The sequence below is a fragment of the Paenibacillus rigui genome (assembly GCF_002234615.1).
GTDB classification, from domain to species: Bacteria; Bacillota; Bacilli; order Paenibacillales; family NBRC-103111; genus Paenibacillus_S; species Paenibacillus_S rigui.
The window spans coordinates 11,578-33,662 of sequence record NZ_NMQW01000012.1; the positions used below are offsets into that span (position 1 = coordinate 11,578).

The following is a 22,085-nucleotide window of genomic DNA, read 5'->3' on the forward strand; positions in this document are numbered from 1 at the left end:
AAATACCAAGTCTGCAGCCCTCGGCCGATTTTCCCCTTTACTTGGAAAGATGTTAGCTCTCAAAAAATGGTAAGCCTCCTTCACTCCCTCCATAAAAAGAAGGAAGTTAAGTCTCGAATTATTGTATATGTTCAATATTTCCATTCGGATGGTACAGTATGAGCTGTGAGACCAGTCTAACCATGCATGGCAGTTGGCGAATTTTAGAAGGAAGGAGACTTAACTCGATAAGAACAAGGCCGAGAACTCATCTGAATGAAAAAGCGAAGGAGGAACACGTAAAATGAGTAAAAGGATCTGGCGAAAGGCACTGGCTGTTAAGATGGTCAGCACGATGCTGCTTTCCATGATGACGCCCGTGTCGTTTTCTCCCCTGGTTCAGGCTGCCGGCATCCCTGCCGCCCCGGTAACCGCCAACTGGTACTCGACGTACCAGACGATGGACGGTGTAGGCGCAGCCTATGCTTACACCGATTCCGTACATATGATGCAGCTCGCTGCCGCAGGCCATCAGGACACCGTAAGACATCTGCTTAACTTGACGTTTAGCGAAAAAGACGGCACCGGCCACGATATTGTCCGAGTCATCATCGGCGATAACGGCGGTCTTTCCGCAGCTAACGCAACGGCGGCCAGCCCCGGCTTCAACCCGGTTACAGGCTTGCTTGCAGATGTGAACAAACCGGGCTATGACATTCAGGGAAATCCCATTCCTACGAGAGGAACCGCCGGTTTGTACGGCTATAAGATTGAAGGAAATGACCGCTATTACGATGGCAATACCGATAGTATCTGGCCTAACGAGCCGGAGCATGACCCGGGTACGCTGGTGCCCGTAGAGGGCTTCGTCTGGGATTATCCGTCTTGGAACCGGCCGATTGCCAATGACGATGGAGGCCCTACCAACCTCCTCAGTTCCCCCGGCAGCGATCCGGTTGTGATCAAAGGCTCTCCCCGTACAAGAAAAGAGCTCTTCGATTTTGACCAGGTGTGGACCATGCGTCAAGCTATGCAGTATGGCGTCAAGCAATTTTACGCCTGCACCTGGACGGTGCCTTACTGGATGAGCAATTCGTCAACCAATACGCCTAGCAAAATTATCCGTGGCGACACAGCGACGATAGATGGAAAGCCAGTTAAAATCTATTATCAGGCTTATGCCGATTATCTCGTCAATTATATCCGGGGCATGTGGGAGCAGTGGGGGATTCCGATTACCCATATCAACCCTTTTAATGAGGTTGACCTTGCAGGCGGAAGCGCTGCTTATGTCCAAGAGCTTATCGACGGCTATATCGGTCCGACATTGAAAAAGTCAATGCAGCCGGGCGGCGCGCTCTACGAGATCAAAAATCCTGACGGGCAAGCGATTAACTTCGTACCTCAGCTCGCTGCCGTGGACGGTACCAATCTCGGCGCCTCCTTAAGCAGAGGCGGTGCGGTATTTTCCGAAACCGATGAAGGCAATGCATTGAACAAAAATCCGTACCTCGACGTGTTTACTACCCACTTGTACGGCACGGTCGGCATTGGCACGGATGAGACTAAGCTGTACCATACGGGTGACTTTTCCCAAAGCCCATTGGATTATACGAAGGACGGGTCCAAGTATCCGGACTATTTGACCCGGTATAAGCTCTGGCAGGCGGAGTTTATGAATCAGGATACGAACGACGGGTCAGCCGGTGCGTATACTCAGCGGTATGGCAACCAGAACATCAATGATGCCGTGCGCTGGTCCAATCTGATGACCAATATGTTCACCAGCAACCCAGGCTTTAACGGCTTCGTCTGGTGGAGTATGTGGGATAGCAACGGTGCAGACGGCTCCGACCTGATCCGCCTTGCCAGCACCAACTCCCAACAGCGAGCCGGACACATCAGTACGCTGACGGGCGAGTACCGCGCGTTCAAGCGCTTTTACGGGTTTGGCCACTTCTCCCGCTTTATGAAGCCGGGCGACGTGCGCTTCGATGTAACGCGTGTGCCAGCGGACGATATCAATATCGTCGGCTTCAAAAACCCGAACACCAATGATTTCTCGATTACCCTCTCCAACGCCAAAAATGATGACAGCATTCAGCCCTTAGAATTCACCCTGAAAGACTTCCCGACAGACACCAAAAGTGTAACCGTTTTCCGCACCTCAGGCAGTGAGAATCAGAAGAAGCTCGGCACGATTCCTGTAAATAACGGCAAGTTCGTGATCGACGTCCCTTCAGCCAGTATCGTCACCGTTGTACCGTCTCAAGGTACCTATGCGACTTACAACGGTCTAGACGGAGAGCGCGATATATTCTCCTCTCTGGAGGCGGAAGGCAATGACAACGGCGTGCCTGGCGACACCGCAGGCAATGCCGGCCGTACCAACGAGGCTGTCACGCTGGCCGATAGCAGCTATCTTGCTTACAAAAACGTGAACTTTGCGGATGGTTCCGCTAACGGTGGTGTTGTCCGTAGACACCTATTATATTTAACCGCACAAGCCAAGTCAGCAAAGGGCGGCACCCTGCATGCTTATGTCCTGCCGGTAGGCACTACTGTGAGCAGTGCCGCTGAACTCCTATCCAAAGGTACACGGGTCGCCAAAATCACGGTACCGGCTAATGATCAATACGGGAAATATCAGGACATGGTAGCTACGGGTGACCTTAGTGCTTATGGCCATAAGGATCTTTATATCGTAGCTGCGACGAATGGGCCCAGCAGTTCCATCACGGTTGACCGTTTCTTGTTTGGAGCCAATGATTCCGATTGGAGTGCCGCCGGCAACAATTCGACGGTAAGCCTGCCGGGCAATATTTTACTGAACGGCGACTTTGACACCACCACCGCCTCCAATACCAATAATTGGTCCACCGGCCGATACGATAACGGAGCGTTTAACCCATCGGTAACCGGACCTGCCTTCACTGCAGATACCGTCCAGAGCTACTCGGGTCTCTCCCGTTACTTGAAAAATAGCTCGACCTCGAAGGTGGCCGGTTCCGCGAAAATTTCCAACCGTGTGGATGCGGTAAACCAGTACGACGGCATCTGGCAGGATGTCACCGGTAAACTGACTAAAGGAGAACAATACAACTTCAAGGGATATTTTCTTGCCATGAAGGGCCGCCCGGAAAGCTATGATATTGCGGCGGAAAACCCGGGCGATGTCGAAGCTGCCCTAGTATATTACGACAGTAATGGAAAACAACTCGGCCTCACTCCTATTAATGGCCGTAAGATGCCCGAACCTTACGCAGCCCGAGAAGCGGGAGATGCTGCTTATTGGAACGCGGGCGGCCAATTTGTGGGCCGCATCCTTGAGGGCGGACCGATTGGCTTAAGCTCCTTCCAGCCCGTTGACGTGAAGGTGGCCGATTGGCACGAGACTCCGGACCGGCCGTTCACTTATAACGAACCTGACGGCACGGCCAAGGTAATTGTAGCCTTGTATGCAAAGGATGCCAACATCCTCTATACAGATCAGCTCTCGTTAACCCCTGATGTGATCCCTACGTACAATATTTACGTTGACGGCATTCAACCGTCCGATTTTGACGTCAATAAGTCAGATTATACGTATACGGTTACAGGAACGACCCTTCCCAAAGTAACAGCAGCTTCGAGCGATCCGGAGGTGCAAGTCAGTATTTCACAAGCTGACAGCGCTCAAGGGACGGCTGTGATACGTTTTATTAAAGGTCAAAATGTGAAGACGTATACCATTGCCTTTAGTACGAATGAAATCATCAACTTTGCGAATGGACTTCCGGCAGGCTGGGTGATCATCAACCCGGATCAAGCGGATACCTCTATCAAGACAACAGCAAATGCGGTGTCGGTTAACACCAAGAAGGCAGATGCGGATTACCCCAATAGCCATAATATTTTGCAATTGCCGGTTTCACTAGCGGGGAATTGGACGATCACAGCAACGGTCAACACGAATATCGCACTCAGTGCCTCCGATACGAATGGCACTCAAGCAGGGATCGGGATCTATAATGCGGCCAATGGGGAAAATTATGAAATTGATGCCCAAAAGGTAACTACGAACACAAAGGTTCATAATGCGAGTAAATCTGGCGCCAATGTAACAAACAATACTTCCAATACGAACTTGAGCGGTTCCAGCTATTGGATTCGCATCGTGAAGAGTGGAACTGGTGTGCAAGGATATTATTCGACGACCAACGGCTCTACCTGGAATATGATGGGAACGAATGTGCAGTTTACCCCTGATTTCTTCCAAGGCGCCAAGCTTCAACTGTTTGCCATTAACAAGAGCGCGACAGTCGATCTGAATGCTGCCTTCTCCAATGTGACTTTGCTGATGACTGGGGCGGATAACGGAACTGTGAATGCCGACCAACAGGCAGTGGAACAAGCCGCAGCTCTGATAGGAAATCGCATTACGGTTCCGAATGCTGCCGGCAATGACGCCATCACCTTGCAAACGAAAGCCCAGCAATTACTTAATAATGACGCCAAACTCAAATCGCTTGGCGTTACGTGCACCCTTTCGCTTACAGACGGCCAATTTGCGCTGAGCATCTTCAAAGGAGCCGCCAGCCTAAGCATTCTCTCGCTTACCGTCGTGGGCGACGGATCGGCAGCTATAGCGAAAGACTTCGAGGATCAAACGGTACAAGGCTTCACTCCGAAGGGCAGCGCTACAGTAACGCTGAATCCAACAAACGAAGCCAACCATACCGCAGGCGGGGCCTATGCGCTGAAAGTCAGCGGCCGAAATGCCAATTCGGATGGACCGTCCATCAACGTGAAGAACGCCGTTAAGGTCGGGCACGAATACAAAGCCGCCGTATGGGTCAAGCTGATCAGCCCTGCAAGCGCGCAATTGAAGCTTACCGCAGTCGTCAATGCAGCAACACCTTACTATATCAGCCTTCAACAGCAAACCCTAAGCGACTCCTCAGGCTGGGTGAAGCTGGAAGGAACCTATCGTTATTTGAGCGAGGATGTCACCTTATATGTGGAAAGCCCTAACAGCTCCACTGCATCCTACTATATCGATGACTTCAGCTTTGAAGATACAGGGCTGCAAAGTATCGTCCCTCTTAAAGAGGCGTATAAGAATGACTTCCTCATGGGAAATGTACCGGGAATGAATGATTTGACACCGGGCAACGGGCAAAATGCTTTTTATAATTATCACTTTGATACCGTGACCTTTGGCAATGAGATGAAGCCGGACGCTTTGCAGAAAAATAAGGGGACCTTTACCTTCACTACCGCGGACAGCATGGTTTCCAAATCGCAAAGCATGGGAATGAATATCCATGGTCATGTCCTCGTTTGGCACAGTCAGACGCCTGCATGGTTTAACCAAAAGGTAGATGCATCCGGCAATGCATTAAAAGATGCAGCGGGAAATCCTATCTATCTGAGTCGGGATGAGGCGCTTGCCAATATGAAGACCCATATCAAAACCGTGATGGAGCATTTCGGAGATAAAGTCATCTCTTGGGATGTCGTCAATGAAGCGATGCAGGATGGACCGCCTGCGGTTTCCAACTGGAAGGATGCGCTGCGGAAATCGCCATGGTATTATTCCGTCGGTCCGGACTTTGTAGAACAGGCCTTCCTTGCGGCCCGAGCCGTGATGGATGAACATCCGGATTGGAAGATGAAGCTGTATTACAACGATTTCAACGATGATTTCCCTGCGAAAAGAGACGCCATCTATGACATGATCAAAGAAATGAACGACCGGTATTCGTTGACCCACCCAGGAAAGCTTCTGGTTGATGGCATTGGCCTGCAATCTCACTACGATATGAGAACCAGCCCGGCAAATGTAGAGGCCGCGATTGTAAAGTATGCTTCCTTGGGCGTCGAGCTGAGCATCAGCGAGCTTGATGTTCTAGCCGGAATGAACTCCTCCCTATCCGCGGAGTGGGCGGATAAACAGGCAAGTCTGTATGCACAATTATTCAAAATTTATAAGAAGCATGCCGATAAGATCGCGCGTGTGACCATTTGGGGATACACGGACAACACCAGCTGGAGGGCCAGCCAAAATCCGCTGCCATTCGTTGGTTCTCTGGCACCGAAGCCGTCCTATTATGCAATCATCGACCCGGATAAATATTTGGCGGAGCATCCGCTGTATTCGCCGCCTGAAACAAAAAGCGCCACAGCTCTGTACGGCACGCCTGCAATCGACGGAACGATCGATTCCCTATGGAATCAAGCCCCTTCGATTCAGATGAACAATCTTCTCATGGCAACGGCAGGAGCGACAGGAACAGCAAAGGTACTTTGGGATGAAAAAAATCTGTATGTCCTGTTCCAAGTGAAGGATACGCAGCTCAGCAAGTCGAGCACGAATAAAGCGAACCAGGACTCTGTTGAAGCCTATGTGGACGAGGACAGAGTGGACGCATGGCCTTATCGTGAGGATGACGGCGAGTACCGGGTAAACTATGCAAACGAGCAATCGTTCAAGTTCCTCAGCAATTCAACGCCGGCTACCTCCCCCGGGTTTGAATCGGCGGCCATTGCAGATGGAACGAATTATACCGTAGAAATGAAAATTCCGTTCAAAACGATCACTCCGCAAAACGGTACGAAGATCCGGTTTGATGCGCAGGTGAACGATGCAACCGGGTCTACGCTTCAAAGCGTCGCTACATGGAACGATATCCTGGGCAGAGCCACCAAATCTACAGAGGTATTTGGCAACCTTACCCTTACCGGTAAATCCGATGGAAGCAATGCCGAGTTGTCCAGCTTGTCGCTGTCCAGCGGCAAAGTGGATTTTGCTCCGGGCACACTTAGCTACAACGTAAGCTTGCCGAACAGCGTGACAAGTTTGACCGTCACCTCAAGCGTGTATGACAGCCGCTCTACGCTGACGATTAACGGAAAACCTGCCGTAAGCGGCCAGCCGAGCAGCCCGATTCAGCTTGCCGTTGGAAATAATACGATCACGATCGTGGTTGCCGCGCAAGACGGCAGCACGAAAACGTACACGGTCAATGTAACCCGTGCGGCCGGCAGTGAACAACCTTCCGTGCTGGAGGGCGTTACCCTGGATTCTGGCAGCTACAGCCTGCTGATCGGCAAAAGCCATAACACAGTAGTCTCCGCCGTGTATTCGGATCATTCCTTAGTTAATGTGACGGGTTTTGCAAGGTATGCCTCATCCAATCCGCAGGTCGCAGTGATCACCGGCCAAGGTATTGTGACAGGCTTATCTGCAGGGTCAACCGTAATCACCGCAACTTATGGCGGCTTCAGCGCCAGTGCGAACATCGCGGTAGTCAGCGCTATTGAGCTCGTACCTACTATCGATGCGCCTGTGCTTCGGCTGCCCGGTAACGATCCGGTACAGATTACCGTGCCTAAGGAAGTGACGAATGCTGCGATTCAATTCACACCGGACCTATCCGGAACAGCAGCAAAAGTAACGCTTCCGTCTATCGTTGTCCATTCGAACACTTCGCTGGGCGTTGTGGACATGACGATTCCTGCCAATACGCAATTAACGGCGCCGTCGAGCTGGAATGGCCTTATGGAGCTGCCAAAAGTTCAAAGCAGCAGCACCGTTTCGGTCGCAAATGGTACCGTTCTTGCAGTGATTCAGGTCGGATCACCGGGTGTCCCTTTCACCTTTGATAAAGCGGTAAGGCTGGTCTTCCCGGGTCAAGCGGGCAAATCGGTAGGAGTTGTGTCAAATGGCACGATCGTTCCGATTGCAGGCACCATCAGTGCCGATAGCCAATCAGCCGCTGAGCGTGAGATTCCAGCCGGAGGAGACGCCAAGCTCTCTGTCGGCAATGACTTGATCGTTTGGACCAAACACTTTACCCAGTTCGTCATCTACACGGTGAACAACGTGGATCCCCCCCCTCGTCGCAGCCATGGGGGAAGCGGCGGGAGCGTTGCAGCAGAAACAAACACGGCAGCCGTTGCTGCAAATCAAGGCGGTACGTTTAGCCTCAATGGAGCTACAATCGTCATTCCCGCCGAAGCTATTAAAAAAGACATGAAGATCACCGTCAATAAAGTAACGGATGTGTCGAGCTTGACCTTGGACACCGCGTCCCGGCTGATCAGCGATGTCTTTCAAATGATCGGGCAGCCTGAAGGTACCTTAAGCATGCCAGTTACCATCAAGCTCCCGTTCGATAAGAGCAAATTAGACGCTGAGCACAATCAAATCGGTCTTTACTGGTACAATGAGCAAGCACAGAAGTGGATTTTATTGAATAATCAGCAGGTAGATGAAAGTCAAGCGACGATCAGCGGTTCGATTGACCATTTGGGCAGCTTTGCGGTTATAGCGGTAAAGAAAACGGAAGGTTCGAAGCCGACGGCCGGAACAACAGAGCTGACCGATATTCGTGGGCATTGGGCAGAAACCAAGATCCAAGCGCTGATTCAATCTGGTGCCATTGCCGGTTACCCAGACGGTACCTTTAAACCGGACAACAAGATCACAAGAGCGGAATTTATCGCCATCATCGTAAAAGCATTCCATCTAAACGAACAGAACGGCAAGGTGTATGCCGATACTGCCCATCACTGGGCCAAATCGTTTATCGCCACAGCGGAGGCGCAAGGATGGGTATCGGGTTATGACGATACGACCTTTGGGCCCGACGATTACATTACCCGTGAGCAGATGGCCACCATCGTGGTTCGTGCCGCAGCATTGAACTCCACGAATGAAAGCATGAATTTCACAGACAGCTCGGATATTTCCAGCTGGGCTAGATCAGCCATTGCCGCTGCAATGGAGAAGGGAGTAATGAACGGCTATCCGGACGGAACACTGCAGCCGCAAAATCACACGACCCGTGCGGAAGCTGTAACGGTCATTGAACGCGTGTTAGCCTTGAAAAAGTAACGATCCTACGCGCAACAAAAGAGGGTGTTCCAATAGTAAACTTTGGAACACCCTCAGCAACAAGAACTAGAATGACTTTCTAAAGAAACCAAGGAGCTAAGCGGCCTGTTCTCGCTTAGCTCCTTGGTTTTTGGCTTCTATTACTGCCTGACAGCCTCTTGCTTATGGCCGGTCTTCTATCCCCCGCCTTTTCCCTTTGATTAAATGAACCTACTGGGCAGTCACATTGATACTATCCACATTCGGTCCTTCCGTACCGGTCGTGACGACTTTAAAAGTGTTGGTCCCGCTATTCATCGGTACCTGAATCGTTTTTTCGCCCCACGTTGTCCAGCTCCCGGTCGCCGTAAAGGCGGCGTTGCTGATCACTTTCGTCCCGTTCACATACACATCCAAGTTTCGAGTTCCTGAATCCAATGCATACCGGAACTTCACATTTTTGGTTCCCGTTACGGCGCAATTGATGCTATTCCACTGCGCAGCCGCTCCAGTTGAAGCATTGAAATTAACATATCCTGTACCGGTATAGCCTGTATAGAGGGTATCTACCGTTGCACTAGTTAATATCGTGCCTGTCTCTGCTTCATAGGTGGTCCCGCTGCTGGTCGTGCCGTCCGTATAATCGCCTACGAATGTTGTAACGCTTTGGGCAGGAAGCTGGGCCGTAAAGGAACCGCCGGACACATTAATGGACGACCCGGCTGCAAGATTTCTGCTGCTGTCGGTCACATAGGAGGCTACCTGAGCGGCCGTGCCATTTTGCAGAACAAAATTTTGACTTGCAGCTGTAGTGTCCTTGTTAATGGCGACAATCACTACTTTATTGTTTCCTTTATAGGCAGATACGTAAATGTTCGAATTGGGGTTTTTGGTTGCATCAACCCTTACATAGCCGGGGCGAACGAATTTCGAGAAATGAGCCATACTATAGCCGCGTTTGCTTATCGTTCCATCCTCTTTCATAGGACCATATTGCCTGCGGATGTACCACCACACATAAGCTTGAAAATCCCCCTCCACCATAGCATTATGCATATGATAAGCTACATCCAATGCCTCAGGCCAGCGATCCGCCGAGTTGTTGTCGCTATTCGGGTAATATACTTCCGTCATCCAAAGATCTTTTCCCGCTCCCTTTTGTTTAAAAAGAGGATAAGGGAAATCACTAAAATTCGTCCCATACGTATGGGCACCGAGAATATCCATATTAGCCAGAGCCTGCGGATCGTTCAAAATAGGGTCCGACATATTTTTCATATACGAGAATGATTCCGGTGCCATGACCCTGCAGTTGATCGATCCGGCATTTTCTTTCATAAAGCGAAGCATTTCTTGTGGAGTCCACCACGTCCAGGTATGGGCGTAATCAGGCTCGTTTTGGACGGAGATAGCATACAGGTCCACACCATTATTTTTCATGTAGGCAACAAAATCATTCAGATGCTGTGCATAATCCGCATACTTGTCATATCGAAGCCGTTTGGCCGACGTGTCCCCGTTGCGATCGAAGGTCTCCGTCATCGTGCTTGGGGGATTCCATGGGGAAGCAAACACAATGGCACCGTGCGCAATCGCACTTTTGGCAGTGTCTACTTCTTTGGACCAGTTATTTTTATCTTCATCTACATGAATTCTTAAAACGGAAAAGCCCAATTGGTTCTGTCCGTTACCGAAAGCGGTTTCTCTTTGATCCACGGTTAAATCTCCGGCCCAAACCGGATGGTTGATGCCTCCAAAGCCGCGAATCACTTGGTTTGCTGCCGACAAGTTCACCGTGGCATCACTCGCTGCCGAAACTTCAGCAGGAGAAAATACGGTTAACATAACCGAAAGCATCGTTACACATGCCAACAGAACACTTATTGATTTCTTTACACGCGACGTCATTGTTTTCATCTCCTCATAAATTAATCGTAAATTAATCGCTTCCACAAACTGGTTACCGTGGGAATGCTGCAATCTCCGTGTTACACCGTTTTACGCAATTTCCCTGGACCACGCCCTTTCGTATGCGGACGCAAGGCTTCCTCATCTCCAAGCAGTCGAATGAAAACATTTAAATATTTTCCTATTTGTCCCAATCGTTCAATCAGGTCCTACTGTATCATCTGGAATGCGACTTTGAATATATACAATAATTTGGGACTTAGCTTCATCTTTACGGAAGGATTTGCAAGCGACCTTACCTTTCTTTTAGACTTAATTTCTTTTTAAAGGATGGCCGCCGAATGGACTCGATCGTAAATTTCGCCTGAACAAAAAAACCTCCTGTGAAGGAGGCCATTGAAAAAGCTACGGCTGCATAGACGAATCATTATTCTGATCGCTGCTGCACTCCGCCAGGACGTACGATTCTTTATCTACATACAGGGTACAATTCGGATGACTGCGAAGTATAGTTGCCGGGCAAGCCGTAGAAATGACGGCCTGCAGCGTGCTCCGTACAGCTTCACGTTTAGTAAGCCCCGGTACCATGCAGAATAGCAGGCTTGCTGACATGAGCATAGGGATGGTAAGCGTCAATGCATGAGTGGGAACCGAATGCACATCCTCGAAGCATCCGTCGTTCACCTGCTGCTGTCGGCAGGACTCCTCCAAGAGCACGGGCTTCACCGCCTTAGGGTCATCAAAATCGGCGACAGGCGGATCGTTGAAGGCAAGATGCCCATTTTCTCCGATGCCGAGGAAGACGAAATCAATCGGGGCCTCCCTTAACAGCTCCGCATACCGAACACATTCCGCTTCCCCATTCGCGCCATCCATGAGATGTACGACGCCAGGCTTTACCTTATCAAATATGCCTCGTTTGAGAAATTCAGAAAAGAGCTGAGGCGCACCAGGCTGTAAACCGATATATTCATCCATATGAAATGCGGTAACCCGCTTCCAGTCGATTCCTTCCTCCTGGCATAGCTGCTCAAGAAATTCATTTTGGGAAGGAGCGGCTGCGAATACGATTCGCAACCCTTCCTTTTCCCGCAATTTACTGCGCATTGCTTCCGCCGCTTCAGCTCCCGCAGCCGCACCTAACTCACGCCGCGTGGCATAAACCTGGACCTTTAATTCATCCCTAGTAAAGCTCTGCTCCGGCATAAAAACGGACGTCATTGGGCTCCTCCTCCCATGAAACTGTATTTGGTTTCTCCATTCAATACAACAGCGCTAATCCGAATCCGCTCTTGCCGATCGGGCTGTCGGAAAAGTGTAAAGCTCGCTTCGCTGCCTACCTCCAGCCATTCCCTCCCCGGCCCCGACAGGCCGAGAAGACGGGCGGGCCGCAGCGTGACTGCCTCAATCGCTTCAGACCAAGAGATTCCCGCATACCGCACCGCATTGGAGACCCCCACATCCAGAGCCTCGGCTGATCCAGCTAAAATGAGTGGATTATCGATAGGCGTTAGCCTTCCATCCGGATGAAGCTCAACTTCCGCTCCGATGACACTAGAGTAGCGTCCGGGGGACAAACCGCCAAATTTCACACTATCGCTGACCAGAATAAATTGGTCGCGTTTCGCACGAAGCATCGCTTTCAAAACCGGCGGGCTTAGATGGTGGCCGTCGGCAATAAAAGTAGCCCACAAACGATCCTCCCCCAACTGATTCCAAATGTAATTGGGGTGCCTTTGTAATTGGGTATGCGCCCCGTTTCCAAGATGTGTGGATAAAGCAGCGCCCGCGGCTACAGCTTGGGCCAGCTCATCCGCATTCGCACAAGTATGCCCTAAACTGACCGTAATTCCGGCTTCCTTCAGTCTTCGAATGAAGGCGATGGCTCCCTTTCTTTCCGGAGCCACTGTCACGAGACGAATCCGATTCCCCGATGCCTCTTGCCACTGGGCGAATTCCTCCCAGTTCGGGTCCCTGACGTAGGTTCTTGCATGAGCTCCGCGAGGTCCGTCTTCACCGGAAATGTAAGGACCCTCCAGATGGATCCCGACAACGGAACGGCACACATCCGGATAACGCTCACAAGCTTCCGCAATCGTCGTCACCGCTTGCTTGATCCGTTCCAAGCTCCCGGTTATAACGGTTGGCAAGTAATGGGTGACACCTCTTTGATATAGTGCTTCCGTGACCCCAACTACATCCTGCACAGTCGTGGTTTCGCCATTAAAGTCAAACCCGTTAAACCCATTGACCTGGAGATCAAACCAACCCGGGGAAATCCAGGGAAGCTCTTGCGCTGCCGCTGATTCCAGCGGCTTCACGGAAGCGATCAGCCCGTCCTTAACCTCTACCTCGACGACCTCAGCCGTATCGAATCGGATTCCTTGCAGCCTCATAGCTTAATTTCCTTCTTTTGTTTCGAGGATTCGTATGTGCCCAAAATAATTTCTAGCGCGTGGATGCCTTCTTCACCAGGCACTATCGGCGCTCTCAGCTCTTGCACGGCTAAAGCCATATCGCGAATCTGCATCCGATGCCCGTCGGGGATGACCTGAAACGGTGGGAATGACGGAATGTTCACCTCTTCGCCTTCTACTTTCAGCAAGGCGATGTCATCCTCCTGGATGATGACAGATCCCTTCTCCCCATGGATCTCCAAACGCTGTCCCCGGTCTGGATATACCGTAGTCGTAATTTCAAGTATGCCCATGGCCCCATTATGAAAATCGAGCAGCGACACCGCCGTATCCTCCACCTCGATATTTCTCAGCTGGGTGTTAGCCTTCCCGTAAATGGATCGAACGGGACCGACGAGCCACTGCAGCAGATCCACCGTGTGGATCCCCTGATTCATCATAGAACCGCCGCCGTCCATGGCCCAGGTCCCTCTCCAACCGGCACTGTCATAATACTGTTGGCTTCGGTAAATTTTAACATAAGCGTCACACAAGCTTAATCTCCCTAACCTCCCGTCTGCAAGCAGCTGTTTGACAAACTGAGCTGCCGGTGACATTCGTCTCGGAAAAATCGTGCTTAGCAGGACGCCCTGCTCTTTGCATTCGTGAATCATCCGGTGGGCATCCTCGAGCCGGATCGCCATCGGCTTCTCTGTCATCACATGCTTGCCGGCTTTGGCGGCCTGGATCGTTTGCTCGGCGTGAAGTCCGCTTGGCGTGCAAATGGACACGACCTGGATATCCTCATTTTGCAGCATGGAATCAAGCTTTGTGTACAATTGGGCGCCATATTTATCCGCAAACTGTTGACCATTAGCGTCATCGATATCGCAAACCGCAATCAACTCTGCCTCCGCGGTATTACGGATGGCATTCGCGTGAACGTCCGCGATAACACCGCAGCCGACAATCGCAAATTTCGTTCGAACTCCTTCTTTCATCTCTGCGGCTCCTTCACGTCAAGTTGTAAATAAGCAGCCGATTCGTCAGCCCAGATCGTCGCTTCGCTCGTCTTCACAATATCCTCATGGCTCACGATACAATCAAGACCCTCAATCCGGCGCACGAAATCATGCGAAATGGAATAAGGAGGCTCTAAAAGAGGCACTCGAACCACCGGCTCCCGATTGGTTAATTGTATGAGCAGTGAAGGCTCTTCCCCAACTAAAGGGTCGCCCTGCAGTCTCAATTCTGCAATGCCTTCGGTTCCGGTGACGTAGATCCGTCCGTCTCCCCACGTCCAGCTCTGCTCCGGCATATGCCAATCGGCATAAAGCTGGGCAACGATGCAATCTTCTATTTCAACCTGTACGCTTGCCGTATTATAGAAGGTAGGATGCTCGGGCATGACCGTCTTACTGACATAGCCCTGAACGCTTACCAGTTCTTTACCGGTCAACCAGCGGAGAAGATCGAAATCGTGTACGAGCAGATCGACAAGGATGCCTCCCGATTGATGCTTAGAGAAGAACCACGCCGGCCGGCTCGCGGCATTCAATCGATGAGGCTTGCGCATCCCGATCGTTACGATTTCTCCCAAAACTCCAAGCCCGATGTTCCGCTTCAAGGTATAGATCGCGGGGTGGAATCGTTCCGTCAGCAGCATGCCGATTTGGATGCGGCCTCTGTCTATCACGCCCTTCAGCCGATCGAGCCCTTCACGGCCCGTGACAGCCGGCTTATCCAGCATGACATGCTTCCCCCGGCTTTCGCATAATTCGATGACGTCTATTTTGCGGTCGTTGATCGAAGCACACCCGACAACTTCAACTGTGTCCGAAAGCAGGCTCTCTTTATCCTGAACAAGAGGAATCCCATATTGCCTGGATAGACTGCCGGCCAATTGATCATTTTCGTCCTCATATAGGCCGGCACACGTGTAACCAAGCTGCAACATTTCACTTATAAAAATACCGATGTGCGCATGCTGGCAACCGATAATGGCAAACTGTTTGGCACACACTCGCAGCACCCTCCCTTGAAAGATAGAATGTCCGCTCTGCGGAGCGGGATTCTATTTTATTTATTCGTGAGTTCATTATTGTTTTTCTCAAAAATTTTGTCGGCTTCCTTCCGGAATTCGGCGGCTGCTTCATCGATAGACGCTTTGCCGAACTGCTGCTTCTGCACGACTTGTTCAAACAACTTCGTCACTTCTCCGGCTCCCTTAGGTCCCGCATCGTACCAGGAAGGCTGAATACTCGCTACATACTGCAGCATGCTTACCATCTTTTTATCTCGATCCGCGAATTTCGGAGTTAAGTATTCCAGCATTTTTTTGTTTTCCGGCAAGCCTCTATCTGTCTCCAAAATATCAGCCGCTTCCTTGGAGTTAAGGAAGAAGTCAATAAACATAGCCGCTTCCTTCGGATATTTGGACTTGGCCGAAGCCGATAAGAACATTGCTGTTTCGAGCACACTGCCGGTTTGCTTATCCTTCGGATAAGCGACCATATCGATTTTATCCTTCATCACATTCTCATAAGCGGGGAAAGTAGCCGTAAATTGTGGCCCAATAATGGGTACGACCCCTTTCATCAAAGCATCTTTATTGGGATCAGCATTACTCAACGGAAGAAAAGAAGCGGTCTGCGCAGCAGGCGGCACAATACCTTCCTTTCGAGCGTCATCCCACATTTTAAGCCAGTTCTTCATCGTTTGTTCGTTGTAGCCGAGCCGATTGTTCTTGTAAAGGGTGTCCCCTACCGAGAAACAATAGTACATAAACGCTTCCAGTGAAGTTGACATATCGAACGATCCAAATACATTATCGCCCAGCTTGGATTTGATTTCGCGTGCCTTATCGAAATACTCCTTCCACGTCATGTCCATCTTCGGAGGTTCAATACCAGCCTGCTTATACATTTCCTTGTTGTAAATCAGGACGGAAGCGTTATCCGATACGGGTAAACCGGTCAATTTGCTGTTAATGGTTCCTTGATTTTTCAATACGTCTTTATTCAGATCGTCAATATGCAGTTCCTTGTCCAAGTAGGGTGAAAAGTCACCCAAAACACCGCGCTCCGAATACTCTTTGATGTATAAGATACTCATTTGCATCACATCAGGCGCGTTATTCGCTGCCACCTGTGTGGACAGCTTCTCCCAATAGCCGTCGAAGCTCGTATACTCAGGCTTGATCTTAATATTGGGATGCAGCTGCTGAAACTTATCGATCAGCTTCAAGGTACGGTCGTGACGACCTTGGCTCCCCCACCAAGAGAAACGAAGCTCAATGCTTTTCGGCTGGGCTTCCGACGCGCTTTTCTTCTCCGTAGGGACACACCCTGCCAGCAGCCCCATGATCACAGTCGAGGCTAAACCTGCCTTCATTAACTTGCGGACTTTCAACCCGGATCTCACCATTTTTTTGCCCCCCTATTTTATTGTTTCATTGGTTACAACTTCATTATAAAATTTTCGTTTTTTAATAGAATAAGGGAAATCTATAAAATGTATTAAAAAAATACACACTGTCTTCATCTTATCCTGCGGATCAATGATTGAACTCGGAGGGGGTTAACCCCGTATGTTTTTTAAATAATTGGCTGAAGTAGGCGTTGTTTTTATATCCGACCATTTCGCAGATTTCAAATATTTTATAATTTCCGCTCAGCATAAATTCCTTTGCTTTTTCCATACGAACGCGAGTTAAATAATTGTTATAGTTCTCACCGGTTTCTTGCTTGAAAATTTGGCTCAAATAATTTCGCGTTAAATACACTTTCTCGGCCAACACATCCAATGTAATATCTTCGGCATAATGTTCCTGTACATACCTCATAATAAAATCGATAGTCCTCGGATGCTTCTGCGAACCTCGCCTGCTCATCACCCCGCACACCGGAATAAGCAGATCTCGCAGCCATGCATCAAAATCTTTTATCCCGTGCAGCAGCTCGAGCTCCTTGTACAAGTTGAATCTTGAGTCGATGTCTTCGATTTGCAAGCCGTGCTCATGAAGCGCTAGCGTTAAAACACCCACGATGTCGATGGAAAATTCACGCAGGGTGCTGATGCTCGGCACATCCCCCTTGTGAAGTGTTTTCACAAGCTCCGTAATACGCTCATGTACGAGATCCTCTTGACCCATCATAACAGCGTCAACAATCGCCTGATAGCTTTCCATTGGGCGGCGTGATACCGCCTTGGTCACTCCTCGGCAATCTTCTTCACAAATCAGCTGCTGATCCGGCAGCCTTGACCGTTCTGCTAACAAATCAATAGCAGCAACATACGACCTCGGAATATCATGCACATGATCGACAATACATCCTATCGATGCGCATACTTCCAGCTTCAAGTATTTCTGAATAGTATTCAAAAATTCATGAGCTGTCTGTTTCGCCTGGAGCTTGACCTGTTCTTTTCTTCCATGGTATGGGGCGGATACGATTACGGCAGTCACATTGCGTTGAATATCCGCCACATAGATGCCTTCCTTACTCTGCACCAGCTCTTCCACAATATTCTTCACGGCATAAGCAAACAACGATAATTCGCTTGGACGGTACGCATTACGTTCGCGGTTCATGAAAAACTCAATCAACAGCACTGTATAATATCGATTAGAGAAATCCACTTTCAAATAGTCCGCCATTCTATGGAAAGAAGCGGTTTGCGAAAAACCCGGCTCCAGCAGCCCCTTGAATAATTGTTTCTTTGTCGTTGGGAGATTGTACTCGAGAAGAGCTCTTAATTCCTTATCTTCCTTTTCCGTACGTGTTCTTTGTTCTATTTTGGCAAGCGCCGATCTGAGAACGCTTTCAATTTCATCCAACGTAGCTGGCTTCGACAAATAATCGTTCACATTCAGCTTTACTGCCGATTGAGCCGTTTTGAAATCCTCGAAGCCGCTTAAGATAATCACTTCCGCTTGATTACCTTCTTCTCGCAGCGTCTTCAGCATGTCGATCCCGTTCATAACCGGCATAAAGATGTCGGTCAAAATAATATCAGGACGGTGAATCCGTATTTGCTCCAAGCCTTCCTTACCGTTCTTGGCTGTTCCCGACACTTCAATCCCGAACTCCTCCCAACGGATAGAACGGGTAATTCCATGAATTGTCGTCATGTCATCATCAATGATTACGGCTTTGATCATTTTGCGTTCCCCTCCGTATAATGTGGTGGCACAGTTCTGATTTTAGGCAAGGACAACATAATGGCGGTGCCTTGGCCTCGTTCGCTATAAACCTCGACCCCGTAACGCTGCCCGAAATTTAATTGAATTCGTTCGCGCACATTGCGAATCCCGTTATGATCCCTTGTTAGAACCGTCATATCCGTGTCCATGCCTTCACCATTATCCTCGATCCGAAAATACAAGCTTTGCTCATCCTCCCATCCCGAGATGTGGATCAGGCCCCTCTCGCAAGAATGTAAGCCGTGAATGAGGGCATTCTCGACGAAGGGCTGAATGATGAGCTTCGGCGTGTAAAAGATTTTCATCGATTCGGGGATGGAGATGTGGAATTCCACCCTTTGCTTATAACGAATTTTTTGCAGCTCCATGTAATAATGCAGGTGTTCCAGCTCTCTTTGGATGGTGATGAAGGTGGCCCCGCTGGATAAGCCGATTCGCAGCATCTTGCCCAGCAAGGAGAGCATATGGCTAATTTCACGGGAGCCAGACTCGATGGCGTGCCAATTCATAGTATCGAGTGTGTTATATAAAAAGTGGGGGTTGATTTGCTCTTGCAGCACCTGCATCTCCGCTTCACGCTTGCGCTTGTGCTGTTCGTTGACTTCAATGAGCAAATGATTGATCCGTGCCGTCATTTGATTAAAATTTTCATTCATATGACCGAACTCGTTATGATAGTCGTTTATGATTTGAATATCCAGTTTGCCGCCCTTCATCATATTCATAGCATGAACAAGATTTCGGATCGGGAAAATGAATTGCTTAGACAGCAAGTAAGCCATGATGATCGCCAGTAGAATGCAGAATATTACCGCAACCAGCATCACCATTTCAATTCGCCGGCTCCCCTTCTCAATATCGTCCCAGGGGATAATATCCATGGTGACCCACATTGTGCGGTCCTGTTGATTCCAAATGATTAATTTTTTCTCTTCTAACTGAGCGATTGCATAGGTTTCGGAGGCGGACTTGTCCAGCACCTCAGACAGATTCTCCTTCATACTGGCGAATGAATCGGATTTGGAACCGTCGTTAAACTCCGCAATAAGCCGATGGCGCGTATCCAGAATAACCCGACTTACGTTCTGCGAGCTGCCTGAGACGACCTTTTGCATAAACGACAGATTTAAGTTGATGACGAGAATCCCGACTTCCTCCCCGGAGGGGGCCAGTACTTTTCTAGCAAAGCTAACCACATTTCTTTCCTCAGCCGGATAGCTTCCTACCTCGATCGCATGAGTCCCCGCCCAGCAGTAATCGGCGTCTTTAATCTCGTTATACCACGGGCTCTGCTTGATAATGGAATAGTCAAAAACGCCATTCGCTCCGATATGGCCATCTATAGAGCTGCTTTTCGTGTACAGCTGAACCGAATGAACACCCTCTTTTACATAACTGAGCCGGCTCAACAAGTCAATAATATCCGACTTCTGCTGGATATGTTCGAAGGAATCATCGTTGTATTGTAAATAATTGATCAGTTTCGGATTGCTTGCAAGCACCAAGGAATCGTACTCCACCGTTTGCATAGCAGAATCGAGCTGCTTATTAATTTCATTTAATAGAAGCTTTCTAGAAGAAATGGTCTGTTCGACCACTTCCTGATTTGTAATATAGTAGCTGGTGATTCCCAGAAGAAGAATCAATAAGGCGGAAATGATAATAAACGAAACGAAAAATGTTGTTTGGAATGAAAAGGTTTTAAATGGATTCCTCATGCTGCAGTCCACCTATAGGTTCCGTTTTTTACTTGTAAGTATAAGACCATTCCATTGTCTTGTAAATCATCCCTTAATCCCCGTAGTCGAAATCCCCTCTACAAAGTATTTCTGAGCGACAATGAAAATGACAAAACACGGGATGACGGATAACAGAGACATGGCATACATCGGTCCCCATGTTACAGCCGACGAGGTGTCCAGAAACAAACGCAGCGCTAACGGAACCGTGTACTTGGCGGTATCTGTCAAATAAATCATTTGCCCCATAAAGTCATCCCACGTCCAGATAAAGCTGAAGATGGCTGTTGTAATGAAGGCTGGCATGCATAAGGGAAGCACAATTTTGAAGGCAATCCCGAGCGTCGAGCAGCCGTCTATTTTTCCCGATTCGTCCAGATCCCTTGGAATACCACGAATGAATTGAATGATCAAAAATACAAAGAACGGACTCACCGCCAGAAAATGCGGAACAATGAGCGGCAGCGTCGTCCCTACCCAATCGAAATTTTTAAACAAAATATATTGCGGTACCAAAGTAACCTGAGTCGGGAGCATTAAGGTCATCATGAGGATCCCAAACCAAAACTTCTTTAACGGGAAATTGAGCCTTGCAAAGCCGAATGCCACGAAAGCGCTGGAAAGCACCGTTCCAATCACCGAGCATACGGATATAAAGAAAGAATTGTAGAAAAAATGGGCGAAGCTGAATCCAGGGATGGCCGTCCAGCCGTCAGCAAAGTTCTCCCAATGGATTTCCGTCGGGATCAGATTCGATTTAGGGATTTCCTCGTTCGATTTAAGCGCATTACCGACTAGCCAAAAAATCGGATAAATCATCATGACACTGCACAGGATCAGGAAGATGTATTGAAAAAATTTATTTTGCCTCATTGCATTTGCCTCCTATGTTTCATAGTGCACCCATTTTTTCGACGACCAAAAAATAAACGTTGTGAACAATCCAATGATCGTCAGCAATATCCAAGCCAAAGCGCTGGCGTAGCCCATATCGAAGTAAGCGAACGCTTTCTGGAACAAATATAAAGCGAAAACTAAGGTGGAGTTGATAGGGCCGCCTTTCGTCACGATAAACGCCTGGGTAAACATTTGGAAGCTGCCGATAATTTGCATGACCAAATTGAAAAAAATGATCGGCGTCAGCATCGGCAATGTTATCGAAAAGAAGGAATGTAGTCTCGATGCACCGTCCACCGAGGCTGCTTCATAAAGATCGCGTGGAATTTGCTTTAGCCCGGCCAGGAAGATGACCATGGAGGACCCGAACTGCCATACCGCCAGAAGCACCAGCGTGTAGAGGGACGTCTCGGGTGAGTTGATCCAATCGCTCCCTTGGATGCCAATCACTCTAAGCAAATGGTTTAAAAATCCGTCCATACCAAACAGGTTGCGCCAAATGACGGAGATCGCTACGCTCCCACCGATAAGGGAAGGCAAATAAAAAATGGCCCGAAAAACGGACATGCCGCGCATTGCCCTAAATAACAGCATAGCCACCAGCAGAGCAAACAATAATTTTAGCGGAACGGACATCAGCACATAGGTGAAAGTCACCTGCAGCACCTTCCAAAAATCTCGATCTCCCATAAAAATTTCCTTATAATTGCCGAACCCGACCCAGTTGGGCAGTTCAAGCAAATTATAATGGGTTAACGATAAATAGAACGATTGGGACATAGGACCGATGGTTAGCACAAATAAACCTATCAGCCACGGTGAAATAAACACATAGCCCCAAGCAGGTTCAACGAACCTTAGACGTCTTGGACTCCATTTTGCTCTTTGTCGAATATTCTTCACTGATTTCCACTCCCTCTTCCTCTCTAGCTTTTCAAAACCTTTGTACAGTAATCTTACCTGTCCGCTTCCCCTTTTTATATGAGGGAAATCTATAAATATTAATAAAAAACTACACGTTTCAACCGTGTCTTTCGCGGGCCAACGCTTGATTTCATAGAAAAAGCAAATAGGCCCAGCCGCCGCTGAGCCAAAATATC

At 49.1% G+C, this 22,085-nt stretch carries 11 protein-coding genes; 1 reads left to right on the top strand and 10 read right to left on the bottom strand.

Annotated elements, in window-relative coordinates:
* Window positions 1–283: 283 nt before the first annotated feature.
* Window positions 284–8,860 carry an endo-1,4-beta-xylanase gene (locus CF651_RS07685; RefSeq protein WP_094014273.1) on the top strand — a complete coding sequence of 2,859 codons (8,577 nt, stop codon included), beginning with the start codon at window positions 284–286 and terminating at the stop codon, window positions 8,858–8,860.
* A gap of 210 nt (window positions 8,861–9,070) precedes the next feature.
* Here CF651_RS07685 and xynC read toward each other — a convergent pair whose 3' ends face one another.
* The 10 genes from xynC to CF651_RS07735 form a co-directional block, all read right to left on the bottom strand.
* Window positions 9,071–10,747, bottom strand: a complete 1,677-nt coding sequence (xynC, locus tag CF651_RS07690) for a glucuronoarabinoxylan endo-1,4-beta-xylanase XynC (RefSeq protein ID WP_094014274.1) — start codon at window positions 10,745–10,747, stop codon at window positions 9,071–9,073.
* Window positions 10,748–11,152: 405 nt separating this feature from the next.
* Window positions 11,153–11,968 (bottom strand): glucosamine-6-phosphate deaminase, encoded by an 816-nt coding sequence (locus CF651_RS07695; protein WP_094014275.1) that lies wholly within the window; start codon window positions 11,966–11,968, stop codon window positions 11,153–11,155.
* Window positions 11,965–13,143, bottom strand: a complete 1,179-nt coding sequence (locus tag CF651_RS07700) for an N-acetylglucosamine-6-phosphate deacetylase (RefSeq protein ID WP_094014276.1) — start codon at window positions 13,141–13,143, stop codon at window positions 11,965–11,967. Before CF651_RS07700 ends, CF651_RS07695 begins: the two co-directional genes overlap by 4 nt.
* Window positions 13,140–14,144, bottom strand: a complete 1,005-nt coding sequence (locus CF651_RS07705; protein WP_094014277.1) for a Gfo/Idh/MocA family protein — start codon at window positions 14,142–14,144, stop codon at window positions 13,140–13,142. Before CF651_RS07705 ends, CF651_RS07700 begins: the two co-directional genes overlap by 4 nt.
* Entirely contained in the window at window positions 14,141–15,166 is a 1,026-nt protein-coding gene (locus CF651_RS07710) for a Gfo/Idh/MocA family protein (protein WP_245855764.1), read from the bottom strand. The genes CF651_RS07705 and CF651_RS07710 overlap by 4 nt, the downstream gene beginning before the upstream one ends.
* Before the next feature lie 56 nt (window positions 15,167–15,222).
* Complete coding sequence (locus tag CF651_RS07715; protein WP_094014278.1) at window positions 15,223–16,569, bottom strand: ABC transporter substrate-binding protein; 1,347 nt, start codon at window positions 16,567–16,569, stop codon at window positions 15,223–15,225.
* Between the two features lie 130 nt (window positions 16,570–16,699).
* On the bottom strand, window positions 16,700–18,307 hold the full coding sequence (locus CF651_RS07720; protein ID WP_094014279.1) for a response regulator: 1,608 nt from the start codon (window positions 18,305–18,307) through the stop codon (window positions 16,700–16,702).
* Window positions 18,304–20,067 (bottom strand): cache domain-containing sensor histidine kinase, encoded by a 1,764-nt coding sequence (locus tag CF651_RS07725; RefSeq protein WP_094014280.1) that lies wholly within the window; start codon window positions 20,065–20,067, stop codon window positions 18,304–18,306. Before CF651_RS07725 ends, CF651_RS07720 begins: the two co-directional genes overlap by 4 nt.
* 66 nt (window positions 20,068–20,133) lie before the next feature.
* Window positions 20,134–20,961: a carbohydrate ABC transporter permease gene (locus tag CF651_RS07730; RefSeq protein WP_094014281.1), complete on the bottom strand. Its 828-nt coding sequence runs from the start codon at window positions 20,959–20,961 to the stop codon at window positions 20,134–20,136.
* Window positions 20,962–20,973: 12 nt separating this feature from the next.
* Window positions 20,974–21,879, bottom strand: coding sequence for a carbohydrate ABC transporter permease (locus CF651_RS07735; RefSeq protein WP_245855794.1), 906 nt, complete (start codon window positions 21,877–21,879; stop codon window positions 20,974–20,976).
* Between the last annotated feature and the right edge of the window lie 206 nt (window positions 21,880–22,085).

Coding starts and splice junctions, on each gene's coding strand:
- CF651_RS07685 (WP_094014273.1), top strand. CDS start 284: ATGAGTAAAAGGATCTGGCGAAAGGCACTGGCTGTTAAGATGGTCAGC.
- xynC (WP_094014274.1), bottom strand. CDS start 10,747: ATGACGTCGCGTGTAAAGAAATCAATAAGTGTTCTGTTGGCATGTGTA.
- CF651_RS07695 (WP_094014275.1), bottom strand. CDS start 11,968: ATGACGTCCGTTTTTATGCCGGAGCAGAGCTTTACTAGGGATGAATTA.
- CF651_RS07700 (WP_094014276.1), bottom strand. CDS start 13,143: ATGAGGCTGCAAGGAATCCGATTCGATACGGCTGAGGTCGTCGAGGTA.
- CF651_RS07705 (WP_094014277.1), bottom strand. CDS start 14,144: ATGAAAGAAGGAGTTCGAACGAAATTTGCGATTGTCGGCTGCGGTGTT.
- CF651_RS07715 (WP_094014278.1), bottom strand. CDS start 16,569: ATGGTGAGATCCGGGTTGAAAGTCCGCAAGTTAATGAAGGCAGGTTTA.
- CF651_RS07720 (WP_094014279.1), bottom strand. CDS start 18,307: ATGATCAAAGCCGTAATCATTGATGATGACATGACGACAATTCATGGA.
- CF651_RS07725 (WP_094014280.1), bottom strand. CDS start 20,067: ATGAGGAATCCATTTAAAACCTTTTCATTCCAAACAACATTTTTCGTT.
- CF651_RS07730 (WP_094014281.1), bottom strand. CDS start 20,961: ATGAGGCAAAATAAATTTTTTCAATACATCTTCCTGATCCTGTGCAGT.